The organism is Paenibacillus borealis (assembly GCF_000758665.1).
In the GTDB taxonomy this organism is placed as follows: domain Bacteria; phylum Bacillota; class Bacilli; order Paenibacillales; family Paenibacillaceae; genus Paenibacillus_AQ; species Paenibacillus_AQ borealis.
The window spans coordinates 4,648,292-4,671,827 of the sequence record NZ_CP009285.1 but is presented as its reverse complement, the minus strand read 5'-3'; the positions used below and the strand labels follow the sequence as shown (position 1 = coordinate 4,671,827).

The 23,536-nt window shown below is 51.3% G+C and carries 24 protein-coding genes and 1 pseudogene; 22 read left to right on the top strand and 3 right to left on the bottom strand.

Annotated features, from left to right (window positions below; all coding sequences use genetic code 11):
* Positions 1–114 precede the first annotated feature (114 nt).
* The 13 genes from rnz (at position 115) to PBOR_RS35585 (ending at position 12,096) form a co-directional block, all read left to right on the top strand.
* Complete coding sequence (rnz, locus tag PBOR_RS19495; protein ID WP_042214484.1) at positions 115–1,065, top strand: ribonuclease Z; 951 nt, start codon at positions 115–117, stop codon at positions 1,063–1,065.
* Between the two features lie 294 nt (positions 1,066–1,359).
* Positions 1,360–2,148, top strand: a complete 789-nt coding sequence (locus PBOR_RS19490; protein WP_042214481.1) for a TIGR01457 family HAD-type hydrolase — start codon at positions 1,360–1,362, stop codon at positions 2,146–2,148.
* Between the two features lie 45 nt (positions 2,149–2,193).
* Positions 2,194–3,009 (top strand): Fpg/Nei family DNA glycosylase, encoded by an 816-nt coding sequence (locus PBOR_RS19485; protein ID WP_042214479.1) that lies wholly within the window; start codon positions 2,194–2,196, stop codon positions 3,007–3,009.
* Complete coding sequence (locus PBOR_RS19480; RefSeq protein WP_042214476.1) at positions 2,999–3,856, top strand: deoxyribonuclease IV; 858 nt, start codon at positions 2,999–3,001, stop codon at positions 3,854–3,856. The genes PBOR_RS19485 and PBOR_RS19480 overlap by 11 nt, the downstream gene beginning before the upstream one ends.
* Positions 3,856–4,194 (top strand): cyclic-phosphate processing receiver domain-containing protein, encoded by a 339-nt coding sequence (locus PBOR_RS19475; protein ID WP_342671127.1) that lies wholly within the window; start codon positions 3,856–3,858, stop codon positions 4,192–4,194. The genes PBOR_RS19480 and PBOR_RS19475 overlap by 1 nt, the downstream gene beginning before the upstream one ends.
* Complete coding sequence (locus tag PBOR_RS19470) at positions 4,191–4,514, top strand: thioredoxin family protein (RefSeq protein WP_042214472.1); 324 nt, start codon at positions 4,191–4,193, stop codon at positions 4,512–4,514. Before PBOR_RS19475 ends, PBOR_RS19470 begins: the two co-directional genes overlap by 4 nt.
* Positions 4,514–5,296 carry an ABC transporter ATP-binding protein gene (locus PBOR_RS19465; protein WP_042214469.1) on the top strand — a complete coding sequence of 261 codons (783 nt, stop codon included), beginning with the start codon at positions 4,514–4,516 and terminating at the stop codon, positions 5,294–5,296. Before PBOR_RS19470 ends, PBOR_RS19465 begins: the two co-directional genes overlap by 1 nt.
* Entirely contained in the window at positions 5,293–6,360 is a 1,068-nt protein-coding gene (locus PBOR_RS19460) for an SAM-dependent methyltransferase (protein ID WP_042214467.1), read from the top strand. Before PBOR_RS19465 ends, PBOR_RS19460 begins: the two co-directional genes overlap by 4 nt.
* A 121-nt stretch (positions 6,361–6,481) precedes the next feature.
* Positions 6,482–8,008 carry a serine/threonine protein kinase gene (locus tag PBOR_RS19455; protein WP_042214465.1) on the top strand — a complete coding sequence of 509 codons (1,527 nt, stop codon included), beginning with the start codon at positions 6,482–6,484 and terminating at the stop codon, positions 8,006–8,008.
* Positions 8,009–8,153: 145 nt separating this feature from the next.
* The gene (locus PBOR_RS19450; protein ID WP_042214463.1) at positions 8,154–9,710 is read left to right on the top strand and encodes an ABC-F family ATP-binding cassette domain-containing protein; all 1,557 of its coding nucleotides are present in this window, start codon (positions 8,154–8,156) and stop codon (positions 9,708–9,710) included.
* Between the two features lie 114 nt (positions 9,711–9,824).
* Entirely contained in the window at positions 9,825–10,895 is a 1,071-nt protein-coding gene (locus tag PBOR_RS19445; protein WP_042214461.1) for a ThiF family adenylyltransferase, read from the top strand.
* Positions 10,840–11,214, top strand: coding sequence for a Dabb family protein (locus PBOR_RS19440; protein ID WP_342671065.1), 375 nt, complete (start codon positions 10,840–10,842; stop codon positions 11,212–11,214). Before PBOR_RS19445 ends, PBOR_RS19440 begins: the two co-directional genes overlap by 56 nt.
* A gap of 129 nt (positions 11,215–11,343) precedes the next feature.
* Positions 11,344–12,096 (top strand): winged helix-turn-helix domain-containing protein, encoded by a 753-nt coding sequence (locus tag PBOR_RS35585; RefSeq protein WP_157764078.1) that lies wholly within the window; start codon positions 11,344–11,346, stop codon positions 12,094–12,096.
* Between the two features lie 110 nt (positions 12,097–12,206).
* Here the strand turns inward: PBOR_RS35585 and PBOR_RS38605 are convergent.
* Positions 12,207–12,488: pseudogene (locus PBOR_RS38605) on the bottom strand (C40 family peptidase); the annotation flags it as partial.
* 533 nt (positions 12,489–13,021) lie between these two features.
* Entirely contained in the window at positions 13,022–13,663 is a 642-nt protein-coding gene (locus tag PBOR_RS19425) for a thiamine diphosphokinase (protein ID WP_042214454.1), read from the bottom strand.
* A 167-nt stretch (positions 13,664–13,830) separates the two neighbouring features.
* Between PBOR_RS19425 and PBOR_RS19420 the strand changes: the two genes are divergently transcribed.
* Positions 13,831–14,304, top strand: a complete 474-nt coding sequence (locus tag PBOR_RS19420; protein ID WP_042219666.1) for a low molecular weight protein-tyrosine-phosphatase — start codon at positions 13,831–13,833, stop codon at positions 14,302–14,304.
* Positions 14,305–14,439: 135 nt separating this feature from the next.
* Here the strand turns inward: PBOR_RS19420 and PBOR_RS19415 are convergent, their stop codons facing one another.
* Positions 14,440–15,171 carry an alpha/beta hydrolase gene (locus tag PBOR_RS19415; RefSeq protein ID WP_042214453.1) on the bottom strand — a complete coding sequence of 244 codons (732 nt, stop codon included), beginning with the start codon at positions 15,169–15,171 and terminating at the stop codon, positions 14,440–14,442.
* 266 nt (positions 15,172–15,437) lie between these two features.
* Between PBOR_RS19415 and pdhA the strand changes: the two genes are divergently transcribed.
* The 8 genes from pdhA to PBOR_RS19380 all read left to right on the top strand — a co-directional run bounded on the left by pdhA (position 15,438) and on the right by PBOR_RS19380 (position 23,441).
* Positions 15,438–16,505 carry a pyruvate dehydrogenase (acetyl-transferring) E1 component subunit alpha gene (pdhA, locus tag PBOR_RS19410; protein WP_042214450.1) on the top strand — a complete coding sequence of 356 codons (1,068 nt, stop codon included), beginning with the start codon at positions 15,438–15,440 and terminating at the stop codon, positions 16,503–16,505.
* 15 nt (positions 16,506–16,520) lie between these two features.
* Positions 16,521–17,498 carry an alpha-ketoacid dehydrogenase subunit beta gene (locus PBOR_RS19405; RefSeq protein WP_042214449.1) on the top strand — a complete coding sequence of 326 codons (978 nt, stop codon included), beginning with the start codon at positions 16,521–16,523 and terminating at the stop codon, positions 17,496–17,498.
* A gap of 108 nt (positions 17,499–17,606) precedes the next feature.
* Complete coding sequence (locus PBOR_RS19400; RefSeq protein WP_042214447.1) at positions 17,607–19,253, top strand: 2-oxo acid dehydrogenase subunit E2; 1,647 nt, start codon at positions 17,607–17,609, stop codon at positions 19,251–19,253.
* Positions 19,254–19,256: 3 nt separating this feature from the next.
* Positions 19,257–20,669, top strand: a complete 1,413-nt coding sequence (gene lpdA / locus PBOR_RS19395; protein ID WP_039299144.1) for a dihydrolipoyl dehydrogenase — start codon at positions 19,257–19,259, stop codon at positions 20,667–20,669.
* 134 nt (positions 20,670–20,803) lie between these two features.
* Complete coding sequence (locus PBOR_RS19390) at positions 20,804–21,778, top strand: S66 family peptidase (RefSeq protein ID WP_042214446.1); 975 nt, start codon at positions 20,804–20,806, stop codon at positions 21,776–21,778.
* Between the two features lie 13 nt (positions 21,779–21,791).
* Positions 21,792–21,956 (top strand): hypothetical protein, encoded by a 165-nt coding sequence (locus PBOR_RS37045; RefSeq protein WP_157764077.1) that lies wholly within the window; start codon positions 21,792–21,794, stop codon positions 21,954–21,956.
* A 150-nt stretch (positions 21,957–22,106) separates the two neighbouring features.
* Positions 22,107–22,901 carry a thymidylate synthase gene (gene thyA, locus PBOR_RS19385; RefSeq protein WP_042214444.1) on the top strand — a complete coding sequence of 265 codons (795 nt, stop codon included), beginning with the start codon at positions 22,107–22,109 and terminating at the stop codon, positions 22,899–22,901.
* A gap of 48 nt (positions 22,902–22,949) precedes the next feature.
* On the top strand, positions 22,950–23,441 hold the full coding sequence (locus tag PBOR_RS19380) for a dihydrofolate reductase (protein WP_042214442.1): 492 nt from the start codon (positions 22,950–22,952) through the stop codon (positions 23,439–23,441).
* The last annotated feature ends 95 nt before the right edge of the window (positions 23,442–23,536 follow it).

The window sequence follows — 23,536 nt, the reverse complement described above, 5'->3', positions numbered from 1 at the left end:
AGGCGATTCCATTTGAAAGATGCTTTCAGTGTCAAAACAGAGTAGAATTCTTTTCATAAGAACCGGCATCATAAAAATAAGGCACTTAGTACGAGAGAAGAGAGGAGGGGCAGAATGGAAATATATTTCTTGGGAACGAATGCCGGGGTGCCGACACTGCAGCGGAATGTAACCTCAATCGCCCTCAGGCTGCTTGAAGAACGGCGCACGTTCTGGATGTTCGATTGCGGAGAAGGGACACAGCATCAGGTTCTCCGTTCACCGCTGCGGCTGGGCAAGCTGGAGAAGCTGTTTATCACCCATTTGCATGGTGACCACTTGTTCGGCCTTCCGGGGCTGCTGTCGAGCCGCGGCTATCAGGGCGGTACATCACCGCTTACCGTGTATGGACCTCCGGGGATCAAAGCTTATCTGGATATTTCATTATCTGCAAGCCAGTCGCGAATCCCCTACAAGCTTGAGATTATCGAGCACAGCGGCGGGCTTGTGTTTGAGGATGACACGTTCAAGGTTGAGGCGGGACTGCTCGAGCATAGAATTGACAGCTATGGGTACCGGGTAACGGAGAAAGACAGTCCTGGAAACCTCGATGCAGAGCTGCTTAAGAGTTACGGGCTGAAGCCGGGACCGCTCTACGGCAAGCTGAAGAGAGGTGAAGATATTACAACTGAAGATGGGATTGTGATACGGGCAGCGGATGTAATCCATGCGCCGAAACGCGGCCGCATTGTTACTATTCTGGGCGACACCCGTCCTTGCCAGGGAACACTGCCGCTGGCACAGGATGCTGATCTGATCATTCATGAGGCTACCTTTGCCCATGACCTGGCCGATATGGCTTATCAGTATCATCACAGCACTGCCCGGCAAGCAGCGGAGCTGGCACGTGAGGCAGGGGGGCGTGAACTGCTGTTGACCCACTTCAGCTCGCGTTACAGCTCGCAGGAGGAGCTGATTCCGCTCCTGGAAGAGGCCCAGGCCATCTTCCCGGCTACACTGCTGGCAGAGGAATTCTGCACCTTCCCGGTCCACCGGAGAACCCCTGGAAATGCCTCCGGGGAATGAATTATTTTCCGGGAAAGCGCAGGAAATGACAGGGCTATGCCAAAAAAAGCCTGCCGGTACAGCGGTTCGCTATCGTTCGACGAAGTATGTTAAATTTTAAGTAACAGTTGGCCGCTGAGCATACGAAGCAGTAGAGAAATTGGCGAAACGAAGAAGCTGAGAAGTGAGCCTCGCGGGTAATAAACTCAATAACGGCGCGTTATTCCGGAAAGCGTTAGCGGATTTTCAAAATTGTTTATGACATTAACTATTAATATAATAAATTAAATAAACGGGATTCAAACAGGGGGAATTATGAACAATATTGGTGGTTTATTAATTGATCTGGACGGAACCTTGTATCACGGGGGCCGGATGATTCCGGATGCAGAACGGCTAATAGCGGCGCTGCGCGCAGCTGCAGTTCCGTTCCTGTTCGTCACGAATAATTCTTCACGCACAGCGGCAAGTGTTGCTGCACATCTGCGCGGGATGGGGATTGATGCGCATCCGGAAGAGGTCTGCACCTCGTCGCTTGCTGCAGCGCGGTACATTGCTGAGGAATCACCGGGAGCAACCGTGGCGATACTTGGAGAAGAGGGATTGGTGCAGGCCTGTGCGGAGGCGGGGTTGACCCGGGTCACGGAGAATCCGCAATATGTTGTCCAGGGGATCGACCGTTCTTTTACATATGAATCGCTGGCACGGGCTTCGCGCTGGATCAGGGAAGGTGCCAAGTTCGTGCTGACGAATCCGGATCTGATGTTACCCTCTGACGACGGAGTGATGCCCGGTGCCGGAACCATTGGAGCTGCGATTGAAGCGGCTAGCGGTGTTTCCCCTGTAGTAATCGGCAAACCGGAATCCCATCTGATTACTTATGCGACTTCACTGCTGGGCATTACGCCTGAGGATGCGGTTGTAGTCGGGGATAACATGCGTACAGATATTTCTGCCGGTGTAAATGCAGGCTGCCGCACGATACTGGTGCTCACAGGTCTGACCACACGCGATAATCTGGAGCACTATCAGACTATTACAGGAGTTACGCCTGATGAAATTTGTGCTGATTTAGCTGAACTTATGGTTCTGCTCGGTGTATAATGACAAAGGTATGCCTTTTACCAACCTGGAAGGGACGATGACAATATGCCGGAATTGCCGGAAATGGAGAATTACAGAAAGCTGCTGAGCCAGCATCTAATAAATGTTCCAATTACGGGGGTAACCGTAAACAGAGAAAAAACAATCAATATGGAGACAGCGGATTTCGTGAACGGTCTGGTTGGCGCGCGTATTGTGTTCGTAGAGCGCCGTGCCAAGCATATCCTCTTCCATCTGCATGACGGAAGAAGACTGCTGCTTCATCTGATGTTAGGCGGACTTTTGTTCTATGGTACAGAGCAAGAGCGTCCGGACCGGACTACTCAGGTTGAACTGGCTTTTGGAGAGCATATCCTCTATTTCATGGGCCTGCGCCTGGGATATCTGCATCTCCTGTCTGTTAAGGAAAGCGAAGCGGCAATGGGTAAGCTTGGACCGGAGCTGCTGGACCGGAGGATGACGGCTGAACGCTTCGCCGGACTGCTCAAAGGACGCCGCGGTGCGCTGAAGAGTCTGCTGGTCAACCAGCATGTTATGGCCGGAATCGGCAATTGTTATGCCGACGAGATTGCCTTTGAAGCAAGACTTCTGCCTTCTACGCTCGTTCAGAATCTGTCACCGGAGGCAGTGACCCGGCTGTATGACAGTGTGCGCAAGGTATTGACGGAGGCAACCGAGATTGGCGGTTATATGGAAATGCCTTTCATGACCGGAGATACGGTTACCGGCTCTTACAACAATGCTTGTAAAGTGTACGACCGCGGCGGCGAACCCTGCCTGCGCGGCGGGGGAACGATACTCAAGACAGAGCAGTCCGGACGCAAGGTATTCTATTGCCCCGATTGCCAGCATGACGCTTAATCCCGGTATAGGGGCACATGTCAGCATACGCGGCGGATACGGGCAGGCTGCCCGGTTCGCCAGGGAGAGCGGTGCGTCATGTTTTCAATATTTTCCGAAGAATCCGCGGAGTCTGAAGCTTAAGCCGGTGGACTACAGGGATGCGCGCAGCTGTGCCGATTATTGCCGGGATCAGGGGATGGTCTCGATTGCCCATACCCCTTATCCTACCAATCTGGCCGCAGATCCCGCAGGCAGAGCCATTATGGCTGCTTCGCTGCGCAATGATCTGGAGATCGCCGAGGCTTGCGGTTCCCTGGGCATTGTGGTGCATTTCGGCCATTTTGCCGGAATGGAGCCATTACAAGGTTATCAAAATATTATACAATGTATAAATGACACCCTGTCAGGATGGGAAGGCCAGACAAAGCTGCTGATCGAGAATATGGCTGGCAATCACGGCCATGAAGGCATGACGCTGGAGGAGCTGGTCAAAGTCCGTGAGCTGAGCCGCTATCCGGACAAAATCGGCTTCTGCTTCGATACCTGTCATGCCTTCGCATCAGGGATTTGGAATCCTCAGCATACTGATGAGCTGCTGCAGAGGGGAGAAGCACTCGGCTACTGGCCGCATCTTGCTGCCGTACATCTGAACGACTCCCTGTTCCCCTGCGGCTCCAGGCGGGACAGACATGCCCAGATCGGGCAAGGCCATATTGGCGGGAAGGCGCTCAGGGAGCTGCTGACCTCTGTTCCCCTGCGCAAGGTGGCAGCGGTTGCGATGGAAACGGAAAAAGGTCCTGACGGCACTCACAGGGCGGAAATTGCTGAAGTCAGGCATTGGTTTGAAGCGGAGGATGAATCGTGATGAATATATATATGGACGATATGAGAAGACGTCCTTCCGGTTTTGCATTGGCCAGAACCACCGGAGAATGTCTGCTGATGCTGCGCAGCGGCCCGATTGATGTTCTGTCGCTTGATTATGATATGGGTCCGGATGATTTCAGCGGCGGTGAAGTGGCCAAAAGGATGGTACTCGAAGGATTATTCCCGCGGGAAATCTATCTGCATACCTCCAGCCTTGAGGGCCGCAAGGAAATGTACGAAACCTTGTATCCGGCCGTACCTGCAAGTACACTGCTTCATAACGGCCCGCTTGGGTTTGAGAGGCTGCAGGAAATTGCTACAGGTGCGGCCGGATGAAGGACATGAATCAGGACGAGCTGATGGAGCTGCTCGGAAGACCGGGAGAACCTCTCGTAGTGTTCTTGTATACCCCGCTGTGCGGAACCTGCAAGGCCGCAAGGCGTATGCTGGAGGTTGCGCAGCATCTGCTTCCGCCAGTACTTCTGATTGCAGAAGGAAACGTAAATATGCTGCCCGGACTTGTAAACGCGTATCGTATATCCAGTGTGCCTGCACTGATGGTAGTGCCGGCGGACCGCAGCGCTGAACCGGAAATCTTGTATTCAATGGGCTCGGTAGAACGGGTACTGGATTACATAAGGAGAGTGACCTCATAATGATTTCTTTACAACATCTTTCCCTGCGCAGGGAACAAAGCCTGATTCTTGATGATGTGTCTCTGGAAATGAAGCAAGGCGAGAACTGGGTAATTCTCGGTCGTAACGGCTCCGGTAAAACCACTTTGCTGGAAATGATGACCGGATACCTGTTTCCAAGTAAAGGTTCCGTTGAAGTACTGGGTTACAAATTCGGACAGTGTGATTTACGCGAGGTGCGCAAGGAGATCGGCTATATCGGTCCTTCCCTGATGGAAAAGCTGTCGCTCACCGATCCCGTATGGGAAGTTGTTGCAACTGGTGCGTATGCTTACCTGCGTTTCTATCAGGCCATTCCGCAAAGCGTACAGGATCAGGCGCTGAAGCTGCTGGACGATATGAATCTTAGCGAACTGGCTTATCATCCGTTTGGTACCCTGTCCCAGGGAGAGCGCAAGAAAGCGATGCTGGCACGCTGCCTGATGGCCGAGCCCAAGCTGCTGATTATGGACGAGCCTTGTGCCGGTCTGGATCTATTTGAACGCGAGAAGATGCTGGCTGAGATAGACAAGCTTAAGCAGCACAATGTTGCTGTAGTGTATGTAACACATCATGTGGAGGAGATTGTACCGCTCTTCACCCATGTGGCGCTGATCCGTGACGGGAAGCTGGCAGGAGCCGGTCCCAAGGAAGAAGTGCTGACCAGGGAAATGCTGATGGACACTTTCGATATACCCGTTGATGTTGAATGGGATAGCGGCCGTCCCTGGATTAAAATAAGACCTGGAGGCACATCGAATTGAATGATTTTACGCAAGAACCCCTCGAGCCCAACATAGCTCCTGACGAAAAAATAATTTCAAGATACATCTGCACCGCGAATCACGGCTTTGCTCCCTATGCACAAGAGGAGCTGCGCCGCCTGTTCGGAGCGGTGAAGAGTACCTTGCTGCTGCCGGGGGAAGTGTTCCTGGCAACGCTGGAAGCGGAGCCCGAAGAGGTATCGCGGATGCTGGCACAGAACTTGCCGATCTTCCTGCGGCATATCCAGCCCGTACAGTTCCAGGACACAGGCGATATGTCTGCTATGGAAAGGCTGGCCGTATACTTAAGCCGCCGGACAGAGCTGGAAGGTGAGAAGGTCTCGCTGCATGTCCGCAAGGGCAGCACTTCCTTCTGGGAAGACAGCCCGGGAGAGCTGCGCGAGTGGCTGCAAGCCCGGCTTGACAGTCTGGGTGCCGAATTCACCGTGCAGGACGCTGCATGGGTGGTGTCCGTCTATGCAGACGGAGAAGCGCTATATGCCGGTGTATCCCGGCCGGAAGAGAACCTCTCCAGCTGGAACGGCGGGATGATCCGCTTCCGCAAGGAGGACGGTCAGATCTCACGGGCTAAGTTCAAGCTTATGGAGGCGGAGAAGGAATTCGCCATTCCGTTCTACAGCTTCAGGAATGCGGTAGATATCGGCGCTTCCCCGGGCGGTTGGACCTCGTTCCTGCTGGAACGGGGCCTGAAGGTAACTGCTGTGGATCCGGCGCTGATGCATGAATCGCTGCGCAATCATCCGGGACTCAAAATTCTGCGCAAAAATGCCGGAGAGGTCAAATTCCGCGAGAATGAATTTGACCTGCTGGTCTGCGACATGAGCTGGAGCCCCAAGCTGATGGCCAAGCTGGTTACCGGACTGCTCCATAGTCTGACTCCGGGCGGTACGGCCATTGTCACGGTGAAGCTGATGCATAAGAAGCCGCTGGCGATGATCAAAGAGATTATTGCCATGTTCGAAGGTGAGCGGATGCAGATTCAGCGCGCGAAGCAGCTGTTTCACAACCGCGATGAAATAACACTTTATATGATTAAATATTAATTTGGATTCATGGATAAAGGGAAAGCATCCCGTTATCTGCACCGCCGGCTGCATGCCGGTTTAAGGTGCGGATGGCGGTTGCTTTCCCTTTTTTTTGTTGTGAAAATGAGGAGGAGAAAAGATGAATTTCGCAGGTAAACTGACAACCGGTCAAATTATTGGAGGACGTTACTGTATCAACGGAATTATTGGTAAAGGAGGGATGAGTCAGGTGTATCTGGCAGAGGATTTGCGGCTGCCGGGGAAGTACTGGGCAGTTAAGGAAAGTGTGATGCGGGAAGGAGGGATACGTAGCGTTGGAACCATCCAGGCGGAGGCGGAGCTGCTGATCTCACTAAATCATCCTAAGCTGCCGCGGATTGCCGACTTCTTCCCGCCGGACCGTGACGGCTATAGTTATCTGGTAATGGATTACATTGAAGGGGTGACACTTCATCAATACATGATTGACCATCCGGCTGCCCTCCCGGGAATGCAAATCGTCCGCTATGCCAGGCAGCTGCTGGAGGTCCTGCAATATCTGCATAGTCATCGTCCGCCGATCGTCTACCGTGACCTCAAGCCATCCAATATTATGCTGACCGGACAACATGAGCTGAAACTGATTGATTTCGGTATTGCGCGTAAGCAGAGAAACGGTTCAGATGAGGACACGGAGAAGCTGGGCACCGCCGGATTTGCTGCCCCGGAGCAATATGGCGGCTTGCAGAGCAGTCCGCTGTCTGATCTGTACGGCCTGGGCGCGCTGCTGCTGTACATGGCTTCCGGCGGACAATTCAGCAGCTGGCAGCCGGGCATGGAACGGAAGCTGCACGGCAGCATTCCGGACCGGCTGATTCCGGTGATCCGGCGTCTATTACGTCATCATCCGGAGGAGCGGTACGGCAGTGCTGAGGAGGTGCTGTCAGCCCTTGAACTGCTTGAAGCCGCTGAGCTGCCGTCAGCGCCGAGGCACAAGCCGGATTTACGAGTCCGTTCTGCTGGAATACAGTCCCTGGAGACTATCGTAGTGGCTGTGCTGGGTGTAGGCCCGGGACTTGGGACGACGCATACTTCACTGGCTGTGAGCCATTATTTGTCACAGGCAGGTCTCACAGCCTGGGTGGAATGCGCTCCAGGTACGCAAGTATTTAATCGTATTAAAGGAATGGTGGAAGTGCCTGAATTAAGCGGCATCCATGGTAGGATGTTGCCGGAGTCACCCTTTACCTGGAACAACGTGGATTTCTGGAAGCTTGCGCCTGCTGACGGATTTCCTGAGCGGACGGATGAGAGGTATTCCTTCATAGTACTGGATCTGGGGATAGGTGGTTATGAAGGGGCGCTGGCCTCCTTCACGGCCTGCGACAGGCCGGTGCTGGTCGCTTCCGGGGCAGATTGGCGCCTGGAGGATACTCTGCACTGGCTGCGTCGCAGCGGGCTAAACCCTCAGCAGGACTGGCGGATCTGTCTGCCGCTGGCGGGCGGCTCTGCGGCAGCGCTTCTGGCTTCTGCTTTGGGGAAGGCCAGCGTATGCAGTCTGCCGCTACAGCGGGACCCGTTTCAGCCCAAAGGAAAGCTGGGTCAAGCGGTTGGAGAGATGCTGGGGCTGGCTTCAGGCAGACGATTTTCTGCAAAAAATAATGGAATATTTCAGAAAAAACATTGAAATCACAACTTTTTCTGCGTGTTTTGCAGGAATTAGGCTTATTTTCTATTTCGGCGCAGGACATAGGTGTGCTAGAATGGAGTGATGTATGTGCTTAACCCGTTTCGTAATATTTATAATATAGACAGGAGCTTGCGGAGAATTTATGAGTTTACTTACTGTAGAAGACGTTTCCCACAACTTTGGGGACCGGGTATTGTTCAAGGATGTATCTTTCCGCCTGCTGGATGGAGAGCATGTAGGAATTGTTGGAGCTAACGGCGTGGGCAAGTCGACGCTGATGAATATTTTGACCGGTAAATTGTTGAAGGACAGCGGCAAGCTGGAGTGGACTCCGCGTGTCCGTTACGGATATCTTGATCAGCACACCCAGCTTACGGCAGGCAAAACAGTACGAGATGTGCTTAAAGATGCCTTCCTGCCGCTGCTGGAGCTGGAGGCTGAAATGCTGGCCATCACTGATAAAATGGGTGACGCCACTCCTGAAGAGCTGGAAACGCTGCTGGATCAAATGGGCACGATTCAGGAACAGCTGGACATCGGCGACTTTTATATGATTGATGTGAAGGTGGAGGATATGGCAGGCGGCCTCGGCCTGTCGGCAATCGGTCTGGACCGTGACGTAACCAGCCTGAGCGGGGGCCAGCGGACTAAGGTTCTGCTGGCCAAGCTGCTGCTGGAGAAACCGAACGTGCTGCTGCTCGATGAGCCTACCAACTATCTGGATGTGGAGCATATTGACTGGCTGACCAATTATCTGAAGAATTATCCGTATGCCTTCATGCTGATCTCCCATGATACGGAATTTATGAACAAAATCGTGGATGTGATCTATCATCTGGAGTTCTCGAAGCTGACCCGCTATACGGCAAACTACGAGAAATTTCTGGAAATGGCGGGTATGAACAAGGCCCAGCACATTGATGCCTATGAGAAGCAGCAGGATTTCATCAAAAAGCAGGAAGACTTCATCCAGCGCAATAAAGCGCGTGCTTCCACATCGGGCCGGGCCAAGAGCCGTGAGAAGCAGCTTGGACGCCTGGAACGGATTGACCGTCCGGAAGAGGCGATGAAGCCGACCTTCCAGTTCAAAGAGAGCCGGGCCAGCGGGAAGACCGTGTTCGAAGGCGTTGACTTTGAGATCGGTTATGATCGTCCGCTGCTGCCAAGCAAGCTGAATATGATGATTGAACGCGGGGAGAAGATTGCAATTGTCGGGTACAATGGTGTCGGCAAATCCACACTACTCAAAACGATTCTGGGCGTAATCCCGACCTACAGCGGCAAAACCTATCTGGGGGATTACCTGAATTCGGCGTACTTCCAGCAGGAAATGAAGGCGGAGAATATTACCCCGATTGAAGATGTGTGGAATGAATTCTCCAGTCTCACCCAGAATGAAGTGCGTGGCCATCTGGCGCGCTGCGGGCTGAAGAATGAACATATTACCCGTCCGCTTAGCATGCTGAGCGGGGGCGAGCAGGCCAAAGTACGTCTGTGTAAGCTGCTGATGCGCGAGAGCAACTGGATTCTGTTCGATGAGCCTACGAATCACCTTGATATTGTTGCCAAGGCAGAGCTCAAACGGGCGCTGCAGGAATACAAAGGGACGATTCTGCTTGTCTCCCATGAACCGGAATTCTATGAGGATTGGGTAACGAAGGTATGGAATGTAGAGCAGTGGTCTGCTCAGACTGTATAGATGAAGACAAAAGTCCGGGGAGGAGCGCTGCAAGGCGCTATTTCCCGGATTTTCATAACATAGAGTGATAAACGGAATAAACATTTTTTATTGGATAAAGGGGGCTGTTCAGGAATGAGTCCTAATGACAATGACATACCGGCTCCGACATCAGCGGCGGGACGGGACGGAAGGTATTCAAGACAGGTCCGTTTTACTCCGTTTGGTGCTGCCGGCCAGCAGGGACTGGCGCGTTCTAGTGTGCTGATCGTTGGAATGGGAGCGCTGGGCACAGGGATTGCCGAGACACTGGCGCGCTGCGGGGTAGGACGGCTCATTCTGGTAGACCGCGATTATGTGGAGTGGAGCAATCTGCAGCGCCAGCAGCTGTACACGGAAGAGAATGCCCGTCTGCGGACGCCCAAAGCGGCTGCGGCCCAAGCGAGACTTACGGAGATTAACTCAGAAATCGTGCTCGAAGCCCATGTGCTGGATGTGCGGGCGGAGGAGATGGAGAGCCTGCTTCCGGGAGTAGATCTGATTATGGACGGGACGGATAACTTCGACACCCGGCTGATTATGAATGACTTGGCGCAAAAGCATGGCATTCCCTGGATTTATGGCGCCTGTGTCGGAAGCTATGGAATTACATACACCATTCTGCCGGGGGAAACGCCCTGTCTGAATTGTCTGCTGGGTACTGTCCCGCTGGGCGGGGATACCTGTGATACTGCCGGCATTCTGCCGCAAGCTGTGCAGATGGTTACGGCGAATGGTACGGCTGAAGCGCTGAAGCTGCTTGGCGGGTACACAGAGAAGCTGCGCGGCAAGCTGTTGACGTTCGATGTCTGGCAGAACGAGCAGCAGGAGATTGGCGTCAAGGCGGCGAAAAAGGTAGACTGTCCATCCTGCGGTGAACATCCGGTCTATCCGTATCTGTCGGCATCAAACACAGAACGCAGTGATGTGCTCTGCGGCCGGGATACGGTCCAGATCCGCCCGGCGCAGCGCAGGAGCCTCAATCTGCAGGAGACTGCCGCCCGCCTCTCCGGGCTGAATAGCGGCAAGGTAGAGAGCAATCCGTATCTGGTCTCATTTACAGAGGAGCCTTACCGCATGGTTGTGTTTGCCGACGGGAGGGCCTTGATTCATGGAACCAGTGATATTGCTGCGGCACGCAGCTTCTATCACCGGTATTTCGGGTAACGAAGGGGAGAGTAAGATGAAGCACGGTACAATCAGGCATATGGCTGTTTTTACATTGAAGCATGCCCCGGATTCTGCGGAGACTGCTGCCTTCCTGCGGGACGGAGCGGAGATTCTCAGCGCCATTCCAGTGGTGAAGAATTTCGAGGTGCTGCGCCAGATCAGTCTCAAATGTGATTTCCAGTATGGCTTCTCGATGGAATTCGAAGACCAGGCGGCTTATGATGCCTATAATAGTCATCCCGAACACCAGGCATTTGTTGCCAAACGCTGGGAGATAGAGGTGGCCGCATTCCAGGAGATTGATTTCGTGAATTAATGCATCTGGGGCCTAAGCAAAGCAAAGAGACCATTCCATGGAATGGTCTCTTTGCTTTGCGGGAACTCTAAGCTTTATCTGACGCGTCATATTAGCCGCGGCAAGGCTGAAATCTGGGGGAACACCATAGTGAATGAGATCATTGCCTGGTATGCGCCGGGTCCGGCGCCGGAGGCGCGGGAATCTGAGGCGGAACGCAATAAACGGGAAGAGGAACATGCTGAACTTGAAGCCGCAATCCTTGAGCTGGGCATGAAGACAGCAACAAGCGAAGATGTTGAGAATCTTCGCTTGTTGCTGTCTGATCAAGAACCAGTGCTGCTGCTTGCAGAGCTGTGTGAACCCGGAGGCTGGTCAGGCTGGAGGGTGGTGTCAGAAATGCGGGATGAGGGGATGGTTCTGCCGGTGATGGTGATATCCGGAGGGAATGAAGGGGAGCGTGGCCCGGCAGCTGTATCAGCATTTGATGCTGGGGGCAATGAATATATGGCGAGGCCTGTACATACCGGTGAGTTCAAATGCAGGGTGCTCAATTTATTGAAGCTTACCGGACGCCGCAGAGGAGTGGCTTCACTGCTTAAGGTGGATGGCTTATTGCTCGATCCCAGCCGCCGGCAGGTGAGCCGGGACGGGATAGAGCTGAAGATGACCCCCAAGGAATTCGACCTGCTGTACTATCTTGCTGTTAATCTGGGTGAAATCTGTCCCAGAAATGAGATTTTGCAGCAGGTCTGGGGGTATCACTTTCACGCAGACACAAATGTAGTGGATGTCTACATCCGGCATATCCGTATGAAGATAGACAAAGGTCACCGGAATAAACTGATCCATACGGTACGCGGAACCGGATATGTACTGCGGGCGCCGGAGAGCGGTGCCTGATGTTAGGGAATACTTAAGTGACTCTCCGGCTTTTTTTCAGAACTGTGCAAAGAAATTGCAACAAATTGTGAATGAAGCACGTTTAGTATGACAGAGCTGATCAGGTGCGGCTACAGTACGCGGCGTGCTTTCAGGTAGGTTTTTTTCCAGTTGCCCGAATTCAGATCTGAAATCGTTACTCCAGGTGAACCGTAGGTGTGTAGAATCTTACCGTTGCCAGCATAGACTGCTACATGCGTTACATTCTTGCCTGTTGCCCGGCTTCCGCTGGAGAAGAACACCAAATCGCCGACGCGCAGGTTGGCCTTGCTCACAGATGATCCGACTTTGGATTGGGCTACGGAAGTACGCGGCAGGTCAACGCCATATTTCTTGAAAATATATTGAGTAAATGAAGAGCAGTCAAAGTATTTTGTAGTTGAAGTGGATGCACCGAACTGGTAACGCGTGCCCAGATATTTTTTGCCGAAGCTGACAATACTGGAGCCGGTTGAAGATGCGGATACTGATTCTGCTGTGACAGCAGAAGAGGATGCGGCAGCAGCAGGGGCTGTGCCTGCTCCGGTTGCCATTAAGGTGCCGAGCCCGATTGTTGTGCACATTCCAATAGCAATTGCTTGCTTAAACCATTGATGCTTTTTCATGTAGTAATACCTCCCAGGTTTGTGTTTATCTTTCTAGTTTCCTTCTCTGATTCGTAGTATAGCAGGTTATCTGTTTCCTAAATTCTGGATCAGAGGCTTCAAATGCAGGCTGGGCCTACACTGTAAGCGTTTTATTAAAATCTCATTAAAAGTTACAAAAAATTAATATTTAGCTTACATAAATATATAAAAAAGCCGGTAAACCCTTACTGCGTAAGGAGATTCCCGGCTTTACATTTTTGAAACAAAGGTTACAGTGATGTCTCTAAAAACCTATGTAATCAGTCCTTGCTCTGGATAATCAGCAGGAGTCCGCTCTCAATAGCAACCGTTCCGCTAGCGGCGGTCAGCACATTACTTACGGCCAGAGACTGGCCCAGCTTAAGGGTGGCATTCTCCAGCGGATATTGAAAACCCTGCAGCGTAATCCCCGTAACCTCCGGTGTCAAAGGCAGCAGAGAGACATAGGTGTACCCGCGTTCCTCGACTACAGCATGAGAGCCGGTCAGCGTAATATAGTTATTCGCATCCATGATAGAACAGGCGACCTGACGCTGCAGCGCCCGGGTCATCATCTGGATGCTGGCCAGCGTATGATCCATGCGTGTTCCGGTTACACCCATGAGCAGAATGGAATGAGGCTGGGTGTTCAGAGCCAGATCGAGCGCCATTTCACTGTCTGTCAGGTCCTTGTTCACCGGATCACAGCTGATGGTTTCCTTGCTTCCAGCCTGTATCTGCATAAGTGCTTCTGGAGTGACAGAGTCGAAATCTCCTACGGCAATATCAGGAGTGAAACCGTGATTAATCAGGAATAGAGCCCCCCGGTCAGCTCCGATAATAAAATCCTCTTCATCTAATAGGTGCAAACATTCCGGCGATAGCTCACCGCCTGCAAATATAACAACACGCCCAGATGGCAATATGATCCCCTCCTTGTTGTGGCTATTAAGCTAGTCACCCTGAACAGTATAATGCAGTTTGAAAAGTTGTACAATTGCTGCCATAACGCTAAAATGAAGTCAGGTGCGTTTCGCCGTATGAATTATCCGCGGATTGGAAGGCATGAAGGTTATGGGAGGTGAGAGAGATCGTAAACGTGTTATTCGTATGTCTGGGCAATATCTGCCGTTCGCCGATGGCTGAAGCAGTTCTGCGCCACCAGATAGAACAGCGTCATTTGTCGGATCAGATCACTGTAGATTCAGCCGGAACCGGAGACTGGCATATCGGCAAGGTGCCGCATGAGGGTACCCGCAGGATTCTGGATCTGCATGGAATCAGCTATGAGAACATGAAAGCGCGGCTGGTGAGCGGCGATGATTTTGGAAAGTTTCAATATATAATCTGTATGGACAAGTCCAATGGGGATAATGTGCGGAAAATTCCCGGAGGCGAGAAATCTCAGCTGTTGTTCTTTATGGATCTGTTGCCGGACGAGGAGCTTCGCGAAGTGCCGGACCCGTATTTTACCGGAAATTTCGAGCAGGTATATGATCTGGTGAATGCCGGCTGTGAAGTGCTGCTGGAACGTATCATTACCGATAAGCTGGAGCAGGCATAGATCCGCAGCCGGACCGGTTGCCGTCCTTACATTTAAGGACGGGCACCGTATGCCCGCCCTGAACTGTAAGCGCACTCACCCGCACAACATACATAAGTTCGTAAGATGTTCACTTTTTAGGCCTTAAAAGCTGTTTCAGCGGTTAAAGAAATAGAGTAATGATTCCGGTAGCTCTTTTTGCCAGAATCCCCAGAGATGGCGGCCGTCCTTCTCGCGGTAGGATACGGTTGCTCCCCTTGACTCCAGCATCGCTTTGGTTTCCCTGTTCATTTCTACGAAATCATAGATTCCGGTATCAGTCTTGTAGTCTCTTTCCTGCAGACCGACGACCATATTGATCTGAAGCCAGGAGAGATCATCCTCCTGTTCCAGCAGCCGGCGGGTTTCGGGGTAATAGGCGCCGGAAAGACTGAGCACCCGGCTGAATAGTCCCGGATAAGCCAGGGCAAGATGCAGGGAGACACTGCCGCCCAGGGAATCGCCGGCGACGATCCGTTCCTCCGGAGTTCGCCGTACAGGATAATTATGTTCAATGAAGGGAATAATCTCTTCGGCAAAGCACGAGAGGTACTGCTTGAAGCGGCTGCCAAAAGGAGCGTACTCCTCGGTGCGGACAGCTACGTTCACTTCAACGCCCACTATAATGAAGGGTTCCACATCCTGCTCCAGAATCAGCTGTCCGGCAAGCGTGGCGATCCTGCCGAAGTTGAAGAATTCTTCTCCGTCCTGGCAGTAGATCACCGGGTAGCTGAGCACCTCATTATAGCCGGGGGGAAGATAAATGCGCAGCTTGCGTTCCTCTTGCAGATGTTCGCTCCACAGGGTTTGTTTCACTATTGTACGTTTCAGAAAAACAGGCTCGCTCATTGATGAATCGTCACCTTTCATGTCGGATTTTTGCATTAGACTAAGTATTGCGTTAAAATTACGCAAGCGGCAAATGTGGGATATATCATTTACTTGAACAATATCCTTCTATCTGTTATAGGATATTCAAACGCCTGTTATACATACAAAATTTATGGAAACATAAATTTTATGCGTATTTCTTTGACGAAACAGCTACAACAGGTGTATAATAATTCTATAACAGAGACCACTGATATTCAAATTTTTTTATTGAGGTGAAGATAATGACTAGAGTTCCTTATGAAGTGTATACAGAGGACGTTGAAGCCCTTTCGGTACTTTCTCCGGATGGAGAAGTTATCAACAAGGAAATGATGCCTGATCTTACCGATGACCAACTGAAAGAAATAATGTACCGTATGGTATTTACCCGTACCTGGGATGACCGTGCAGTCAACCTTGGCCGTCAAGGCCGTCTCGGCTTCTATGCACCGGTATCCGGTCAGGAAGCTACAATGATCGGCAGCGAGTTCGCTTTGCAGAAAGAAGATTTCGTCTGCCCGGGCTACCGTGATATTCCACAGCTGGTATGGCATGGACTTCCATTATATCAGGCTTTCCTGTACTCCCGCGGACATCAGCACGGCGGACAGATTCCAGAAGGCGTAAATGTACTTATGCCGCAGATCATTATCGGAGCACAGATCCTGCATGCTACCGGTATTGCAATGGGCTTCAAATTGAAGAAACAAGCTAATGTAGCTATTACTTATACTGGTGACGGCGGTTCTTCCGAAGGTGACTTCTATGAAGGCCTCAACTATGCAGGTGCCTTCAAACTTCCTGTCATCTTCTTTGTTCAGAACAACGGCTATGCGATTACTACTCCATTCGCGAAACAGACGGCCGCTAAATCCATCGCACACAAAGCGGTTGCTGCAGGTATTCCTGGAATCAAGATCGATGGTATGGACGTGTTCGCGGTTATCTCCGCTGTTCAGCAGGCCGCAGAACGTGCTCGTAAAGGAGAAGGCGCGACACTGATTGAAGCCGTAACTTACCGTTTCCGTCCGCATTCCCTGTCCGACGATGCCAGTAAATACCGCTCCAAGGAAGAAGAAGGACAATGGAATGAGAAAGATCCGATTGCCCGTCTTGCCAAATACCTGGAGAAAAAAGGCCTTTGGACCGAAGAGGATACTCTTCGCGTAAGAGAAGAAGCGAAAGCAACTGTAAACGAGCAGATTAAAAAAGCAGAACAGACCGAAAAAATGACCATTCCCGGCTTGATCGACAGCATGTTCGAGGTAACTCCGAAACATCTTGAAGAACAAAAAGCCGATTTTGAATAAGGGGGATATCAGGCAATGGCACAGATGAATATGAAAGAAGCAATTCGTGACGCAATGCGCGTTGAACTGACTCGTGACCCCAATGTTCTTATCTTCGGAGAGGATGTTGGTAATGTAGGCGGCGTGTTCCGTGTAACGGAAGGGCTGCAAAAGGAATTTGGCGAGGAGCGTATCTTCGATACTCCACTGGCTGAGTCCGCAATCGGCGGTTTGGCTTTCGGTCTCGGCGTGCAGGGTTTCCGTCCGATTGCCGAAATCCAGTTCGTAGGCTTCATCTTCGAAGCGCTTGATCAAATCGTTATCCAGGCTGCCCGCCTGCGCTGGCGTTCCGGGGGCAGATACAATGCTCCTGTAGTCTTCCGCACTCCATTCGGCGGCGGCGTTAAAGCAGCTGAACTTCATACCGATTCCCTTGAAGGCCTGATCGCCCAAAGCCCGGGGATCAAGGTTGTTATTCCTTCCAATCCATACGATGCCAAGGGACTGCTGATCGCATCGATCCGGGATAATGACCCTGTATTCTTCATGGAACACTTGAACCTGTACCATGCATTCCGTGCAGAAGTTCCTGAAGGTGAATATACCGTTGAATTGGGTAAAGCTAATGTAGTACGCGAAGGTACTGATGTCTCCATCATTACTTACGGCCTGATGGTACATACTGCTACCAAAGCGGCCGATCAGCTCGAAAAAGACGGCATCAAAGCCGAAATTATCGACCTGCGTACGGTTAGTCCGATTGATATCGATACGATTGTTGCTTCTATTAAGAAGACCAATCGTGCCATTGTAGTTCAAGAAGCACAAAAGAGCTCCGGCGTAGCCGCAGAAGTAATTGCTCAAATTAATGAAAAAGCTCTGCTGCATCTTGAAGCTCCTGTGCTTCGTGTAGCTGGCCCTGATACGATCTTCCCGTTCGCACAAATCGAGGATTCCTGGATTCCTACACCGGCGCGTGTCATTGCGGCAGTGAAGAAAGTAATGGAATTCTAAGAGAAATGACCTTGCCGTCCTTGCAAAAGGGCGGCACCCGTTTCTGCATTACATTGTATTGCTTACAAACTAAGCGTATGCAAACATAACTTTTAGGAGGTTATCAAGGTGGCAAAATTTGAGTACCGGTTCCCTGAGCTGGGCGAAGGTCTGCATGAAGGTGAAATTATCAAAATGCATATCAAAGCCGGCGACAAAGTAACCGATGACGATATCGTAATGGAAGTTCAGAACGACAAGGCAGTAGTTGAGGTTCCTTGTCCGGTCAACGGCACAGTGCTTGAAGTCTTCACCAAAGACGGCCAAGTATGCCGTGTAGGCGAAGTAGTGGCAATTATCGATGCGGAAGGCGACGTTCCTGAACAGGAAGGCGGCCATCCTGCAGAACAGGCTTCCCAGGAAGCGGATGCAGCTAAGGGCGGAGCAGATACAACATCATCTCCTGCAACCAGCAGCCCGGCTACTGGCGGAGCTACCAACTTTGAATACAAATTCCCTGAACTGGGCGAAGGCCTGCATGAAGGTGAAATTATCAAGATGCACATCAAGGTCGGCGACAAAATTACCGACGATGATATCATCATGGAAGTTCAGAATGATAAGGCTGTAGTTGAAGTTCCTTCTCCTGTCAACGGTACAGTGGTAGAAGTGTTCACCAAAGACGGTCAAGTATGCCGTGTAGGCGAAGTGGTGGCAATCATTGCTGCAGAAGGCGATGTTCCTCAGCAAGAAGGCGGTCATGCTGAAGCTTCTGGTGCACAGGCAGCAGCTCCGGCTCAAGCTCCGGCAGCAGTAGCGGCAGCAGCTCCGGCCCCTAACCGTGAAGTACTGGCTACACCTAGCGTGCGCAAATTTGCCCGTGACAAGAGTGTGGACATCACTCAGGTGAATGGCAGCGGCAAGAACGGCAAGATCACACTTGAAGATGTTGAAGCCTTCCTGAAGGGCGGATCTGCAGCATCGGCTCCAGCGGCATCTGCACCGGCAGCAGCTGCGGCTACAGCAGCACCTAAGGCTGCAGCAGCGGCACCGGCAGCTTCCGGCAATGCAAACCTGGAAGAAGAACGTGTACCATTCAAAGGTATCCGTAAAGCGATTGCTAACGCGATGGTTAAATCGGCATACACAGCGCCGCATGTTACCATTATGGACGAAGTGGATGTTACTGAGCTTGTTGCCTTCCGCGCCCGTATGAAACCTGTAGCTGAGAAGAAAGGCGTGAAGGTAACTTACCTTCCGTTCATCGTGAAGGCACTCGTTGCTGCTTCCCGTCAATTCCCTGCGCTTAACGCCATGATTGATGAAGCTACAAACGAAATTGTCTACAAGAAATACTACAACATCGGTATTGCTACAGATACAGATAACGGTCTGATCGTTCCTGTAATTAAGGATGCTGACCGCAAGAGCATCTGGATGATCGCTAGCAGTATTACAGATCTGGCAGTCCGCGGACGCGACGGCAAACTGGCTCCGAATGAAATGAAAGGCAGCACCATCTCGATCAGTAACATCGGTTCCGCAGGCGGTATGTTCTTCACACCAATCATCAACTTCCCTGAAGTTGCGATTCTGGGTACAGGACGCATCACTGAGAAGCCGGTTGTGAAGAATGGCGAAATCGTTGCTGCTCCGGTTATGGCCCTGTCACTAAGCTTTGACCACCGTATTATTGATGGTGCAACAGCACAGAACTTCATGAATTACATTAAGACCTTGCTTGCAAATCCTGATATGTTAGTTATGGAGGTGTAATAAATGGTAGTCGGAGACGCTTCAATCGAAATCGACACATTGGTAATTGGTGCAGGTCCCGGCGGGTATGTGGCGGCAATCCGTGCCGCCCAGCTCGGCCAAAAGGTAATCATTGTAGATAAATCGGAACTCGGCGGCGTGTGCTTGAACCGCGGCTGTATTCCTTCCAAAGCGCTGATCTCGGCAGCTCATCAGTTTGAGGCTGCACAGCACGGCGAGGTATTCGGTGTTACTGCCGAGAACGTCAAAGTGGACTGGGCCAAAACCCAGGAGTTCAAAAACGGCGTTGTCAAAAGAATGACTTCAGGTGTAACCAGCCTGATGAAAGGCAACAAAATTGAAGTATTCAGCGGTGAAGCTATGTTCATCAGCACAAACGAAGCCCGTTTGTTCAATGATCATGAATCCCCGCGCTACAAATTCAACAACTGTATCATCGCGACGGGCTCCCGTCCGATTGAATTGAAGCCTTTCCCGTTCGGCGGACGCATTTTGTCCTCCACAGAAGCGCTTGATCTGCCGGAAATTCCGAAGAGCATGATTGTTATCGGCGGCGGCTACATTGGCGCAGAGCTTGGCCAGATGTACTCCAAATTCGGCACCAAAGTAACGATTATTGAAGGTCTGGACACTGTTCTGCCTGGCTTCGACAAAGATATGACCCGTCTGGTTGCCAAGAATATGGCGAAGACCGGTATTGAAATTGTAACTAACGCCAAAGCGGAAAGTGCAGTTCAGAACGACAAGGAAGTAACCGTGAAGTACTCCGTGGGCGGCGAGTCCAAAGAAGTGACTGCCGATTACCTGCTGGTTACTGTAGGACGTCGTCCTAACACTGACGGTGAGCTGGGTCTGGATCTGATCGGTGTTGAGCTGGACGAACGCGGTCTGGTTAAAGTCGACCACCAGGGACGCACTAATATTCCTAACATCTTTGCAATCGGCGACATCGTTCCCGGTCTTGCTCTGGCACATAAGGCTTCTTACGAAGGTAAAATTGCTGCAGAAGCAATCTCCGGACACAAATCGGTTGTTGACTACAAGGTTATGCCAGCAGTAGTGTTCACAGATCCTGAATGCTCCAGCGTAGGTCTGACTGAGAAGGAAGCGAAGGACAAGGGTTATGCTGTGAAGAGCGGCAAATTCCCGTTCGCAGGCAACGGCCGTGCCGTTTCCCTGAATGCTCCGGAAGGCTTCATCAAGATTGTAGCTAAGAGCGACAACAATCAGGTGCTCGGCGCGCAAATCGTCGGTATCGAAGCTTCCAACCTGATTGCTGAGCTGGGTCTGGCTATTGAAATGGGCGCAACGCTTGAAGATATCGCCCTGACGATCCATGCGCATCCAACCCTTGGCGAAATCGTCATGGAAGCGGCTGAGCTGGTAGAAGGCCACCCGATTCACGTGATTAAATAATACCCTTACACCTGTACGGGTAAGATCATAAGAGGATGTTTCCAAGGCCATGTAGAATGGTTAAGGGGACATCCTTTTTTCGATCGGCGGCAGAGGAGAGGGGCCGGTATTTTATTTTGACGGGGAGTGGGATCATGCAAGCTGCGAAATTAAAAGCAGGGGACGAGATCAGAATTATATCACCGGCAAACAGCCTGGGGATCATAGCCAAAGATCAGCTCGAACATGCCACAAAACTGCTGGAGAAGCTTGGTTTTACGGTTTCTTTTGCCGGACATGCTTATGAACAAGATATCTTCGGCTCATCATCCGTTGCCTCCAGAGTAGAAGATATACATAATGCCTTCAGCGATCCCCAGGTCAAAGGAATATTGACAACCCTGGGCGGACATAACAGCAATCAGCTGCTGCAAGAGCTGGATTATGACCTCATTGCGGCCAACCCCAAGCGGTTGTGCGGGTATTCAGATATTACTGTGCTGAGTAACGCAATATACGCTAAGACAGGCCTGCTCACCTATTCCGGACCCCATTTCTCCACTTTCGGCATGAAGCTCGGCAATGAGTATACTGTGGAGTGTTTCAAGAAAATGATGATGGGTCATGAAGCCGTCACCGTAGAGCCCTCTGAACATTGGAGCGATGACGCTTGGTTTATAGATCAGGAGAACCGGGTTTTTGAAAAAAACAGCGGCCCCTATATCATTAACGAAGGCGAAACGGAGGGTACGCTGCTCGGCGGAAATCTGTGTACGCTCAGCCTGCTGCACGGAACGGAGTACATGCCGGATCTGGAAGGCTCGGTTCTGTTTCTGGAGGATGATTTCGAGGTCTATCCTGAAGTGTTTGACCGTGATCTGGTATCGCTGATTCAGCAGCCGGGGTTCTCAGGGGTCAAAGGACTGGCACTAGGCAGGTTTCAGCGGGGGTCGAGAATGAGCCGCGAGATCCTGCTCACCATCATCGAATCCAAAAAGGAGCTGGAGCAGCTCCCCGTGATTGCTGATGTTAATTTTGGCCACGCATCGCCGATAATCACTTTTCCTATAGGAGGAAGAGTATCACTGCAAGCATTGCAGGAGAAGGTAGAGCTTAAGATCTGGGAGTAGAGGAGGGCAGAGCATGATGAACAACGGGACAGAGCAGGTGCTGGAGCTGCAGAGGGTGCTTAAGCAAATAATTACTAAACTGATTCCTGTACATGTTGGCTGTCTGCTCTTATCGGCGGATGGATTGTATTCTCAAGAGTATTCATCATATTTAAGTGCGGGGAATTCCGATAGTTAATTCCCTCTATTATCAGGATTAGGAAAAACTTCTTTTGTCAGTATTTGCTGTCCGCAGGAAATAACATTTTCTGCGCATGAACAAGTTACAAGCACGGGCAGGTCATGGTAAACTGATAGAAGAAAAAAAGAGAGTGGGGTGCGATACTGCTTGCGTAATTACTTGGATTTATTGCAGGACATACTGGACAACGGTACAGCCAAAGGCGACCGGACCGGCACAGGCACAGTGTCTGTATTCGGGCGTCAGCTCCGTTTCGATCTGTCGAAGGGATTTCCGCTGATGACCACCAAGCGCATCCATCTGAAATCGGTGGTGCATGAACTTCTCTGGTTCCTTAAAGGGGATACCAACACTTCATACCTGAAGGAGAATGGAGTCTCCATCTGGGATGAATGGGCCGATGAGAACGGTGAGCTGGGACCGGTATATGGTTCGCAGTGGCGGGCCTGGGAGAGCAAGGACGGACGCCATATTGATCAGATAGCGAATGTCATTGAGTCGATTAAGCATAATCCGGATTCGCGCCGTCATATCGTCAGTGCCTGGAATGTAGGCGAGATTGAAGAGATGAAGCTTCCGCCATGCCATTTTGTGTTTCAGTTCTATGTAGCGGACGGGAAGCTCTCCTGTATGCTTACCATGCGTTCTGTGGACACGTTTCTGGGGCTTCCTTTTAACATTGCCAGCTACGCGCTGCTCACCCATATGGTGGCCCAGCAGACAGGACTTGAGGTTGGTGACTTTGTCTGGTCCGGCGGCGATGTGCACATATATACAAATCATATGGAGCAAGTGGCCACACAGCTGGCGCGGGAGCCGTATGCCTTACCGAAGCTTAACATCCGCAGAGTTCCTGACAGTATATTTGATTATACCTTTGAGGATTTCGAGTTTGAGGACTATGTCTATCATCCGGGGATCAAAGCACCGGTCGCTATCTAACTCTGTCCAAGATCAAATCTATGATTTCATGGAAATGAGGGCATAAATATGAGTATCACCATGATTTGGGCGATGGCCTCGAATGGTGTAATAGGTAAGAACAACGATATGCCCTGGCATTTGCCGCTGGACTTCGCTTATTTCAAAGCTGAGACTCTCGGCAAAAAAATGCTGATGGGCCGCAAGACATGGGAGTCCCTGGGCGGCAAACCGCTCAAGGGGCGCACCAGCCTGATTCTGACCCGGGACCACAGCTTTGCGCCGGAAGGTGCGGAGGTCGTGTATTCGCTGGAAGAAGCCCTGGCAGAAGGCCGTAAAGAGGAGGAGCTGATGGTTATCGGCGGGGCCGAGATTTACAGCCTGATGCTGCCTTATGCCGATAAGCTGCAGGTTACACGGATTTATGCTGATATTGAGGGCGATACGAAGTTTCCTGAGGTCGACTGGAGTCTGTGGAACGAAATCTCAAGTACACAGGGGATCCGCAATGAGCAGAATCCATATGATTACAGATTTTTTGTATATGAACGCAGGGAGTAACGAAAAAGCGTTTTCTCTGACACAAGATGTGAAATAGTACAAATAATCAGCATATTAATCCATTACAGTGCGAAAGTATTGAATGCTACTATAAT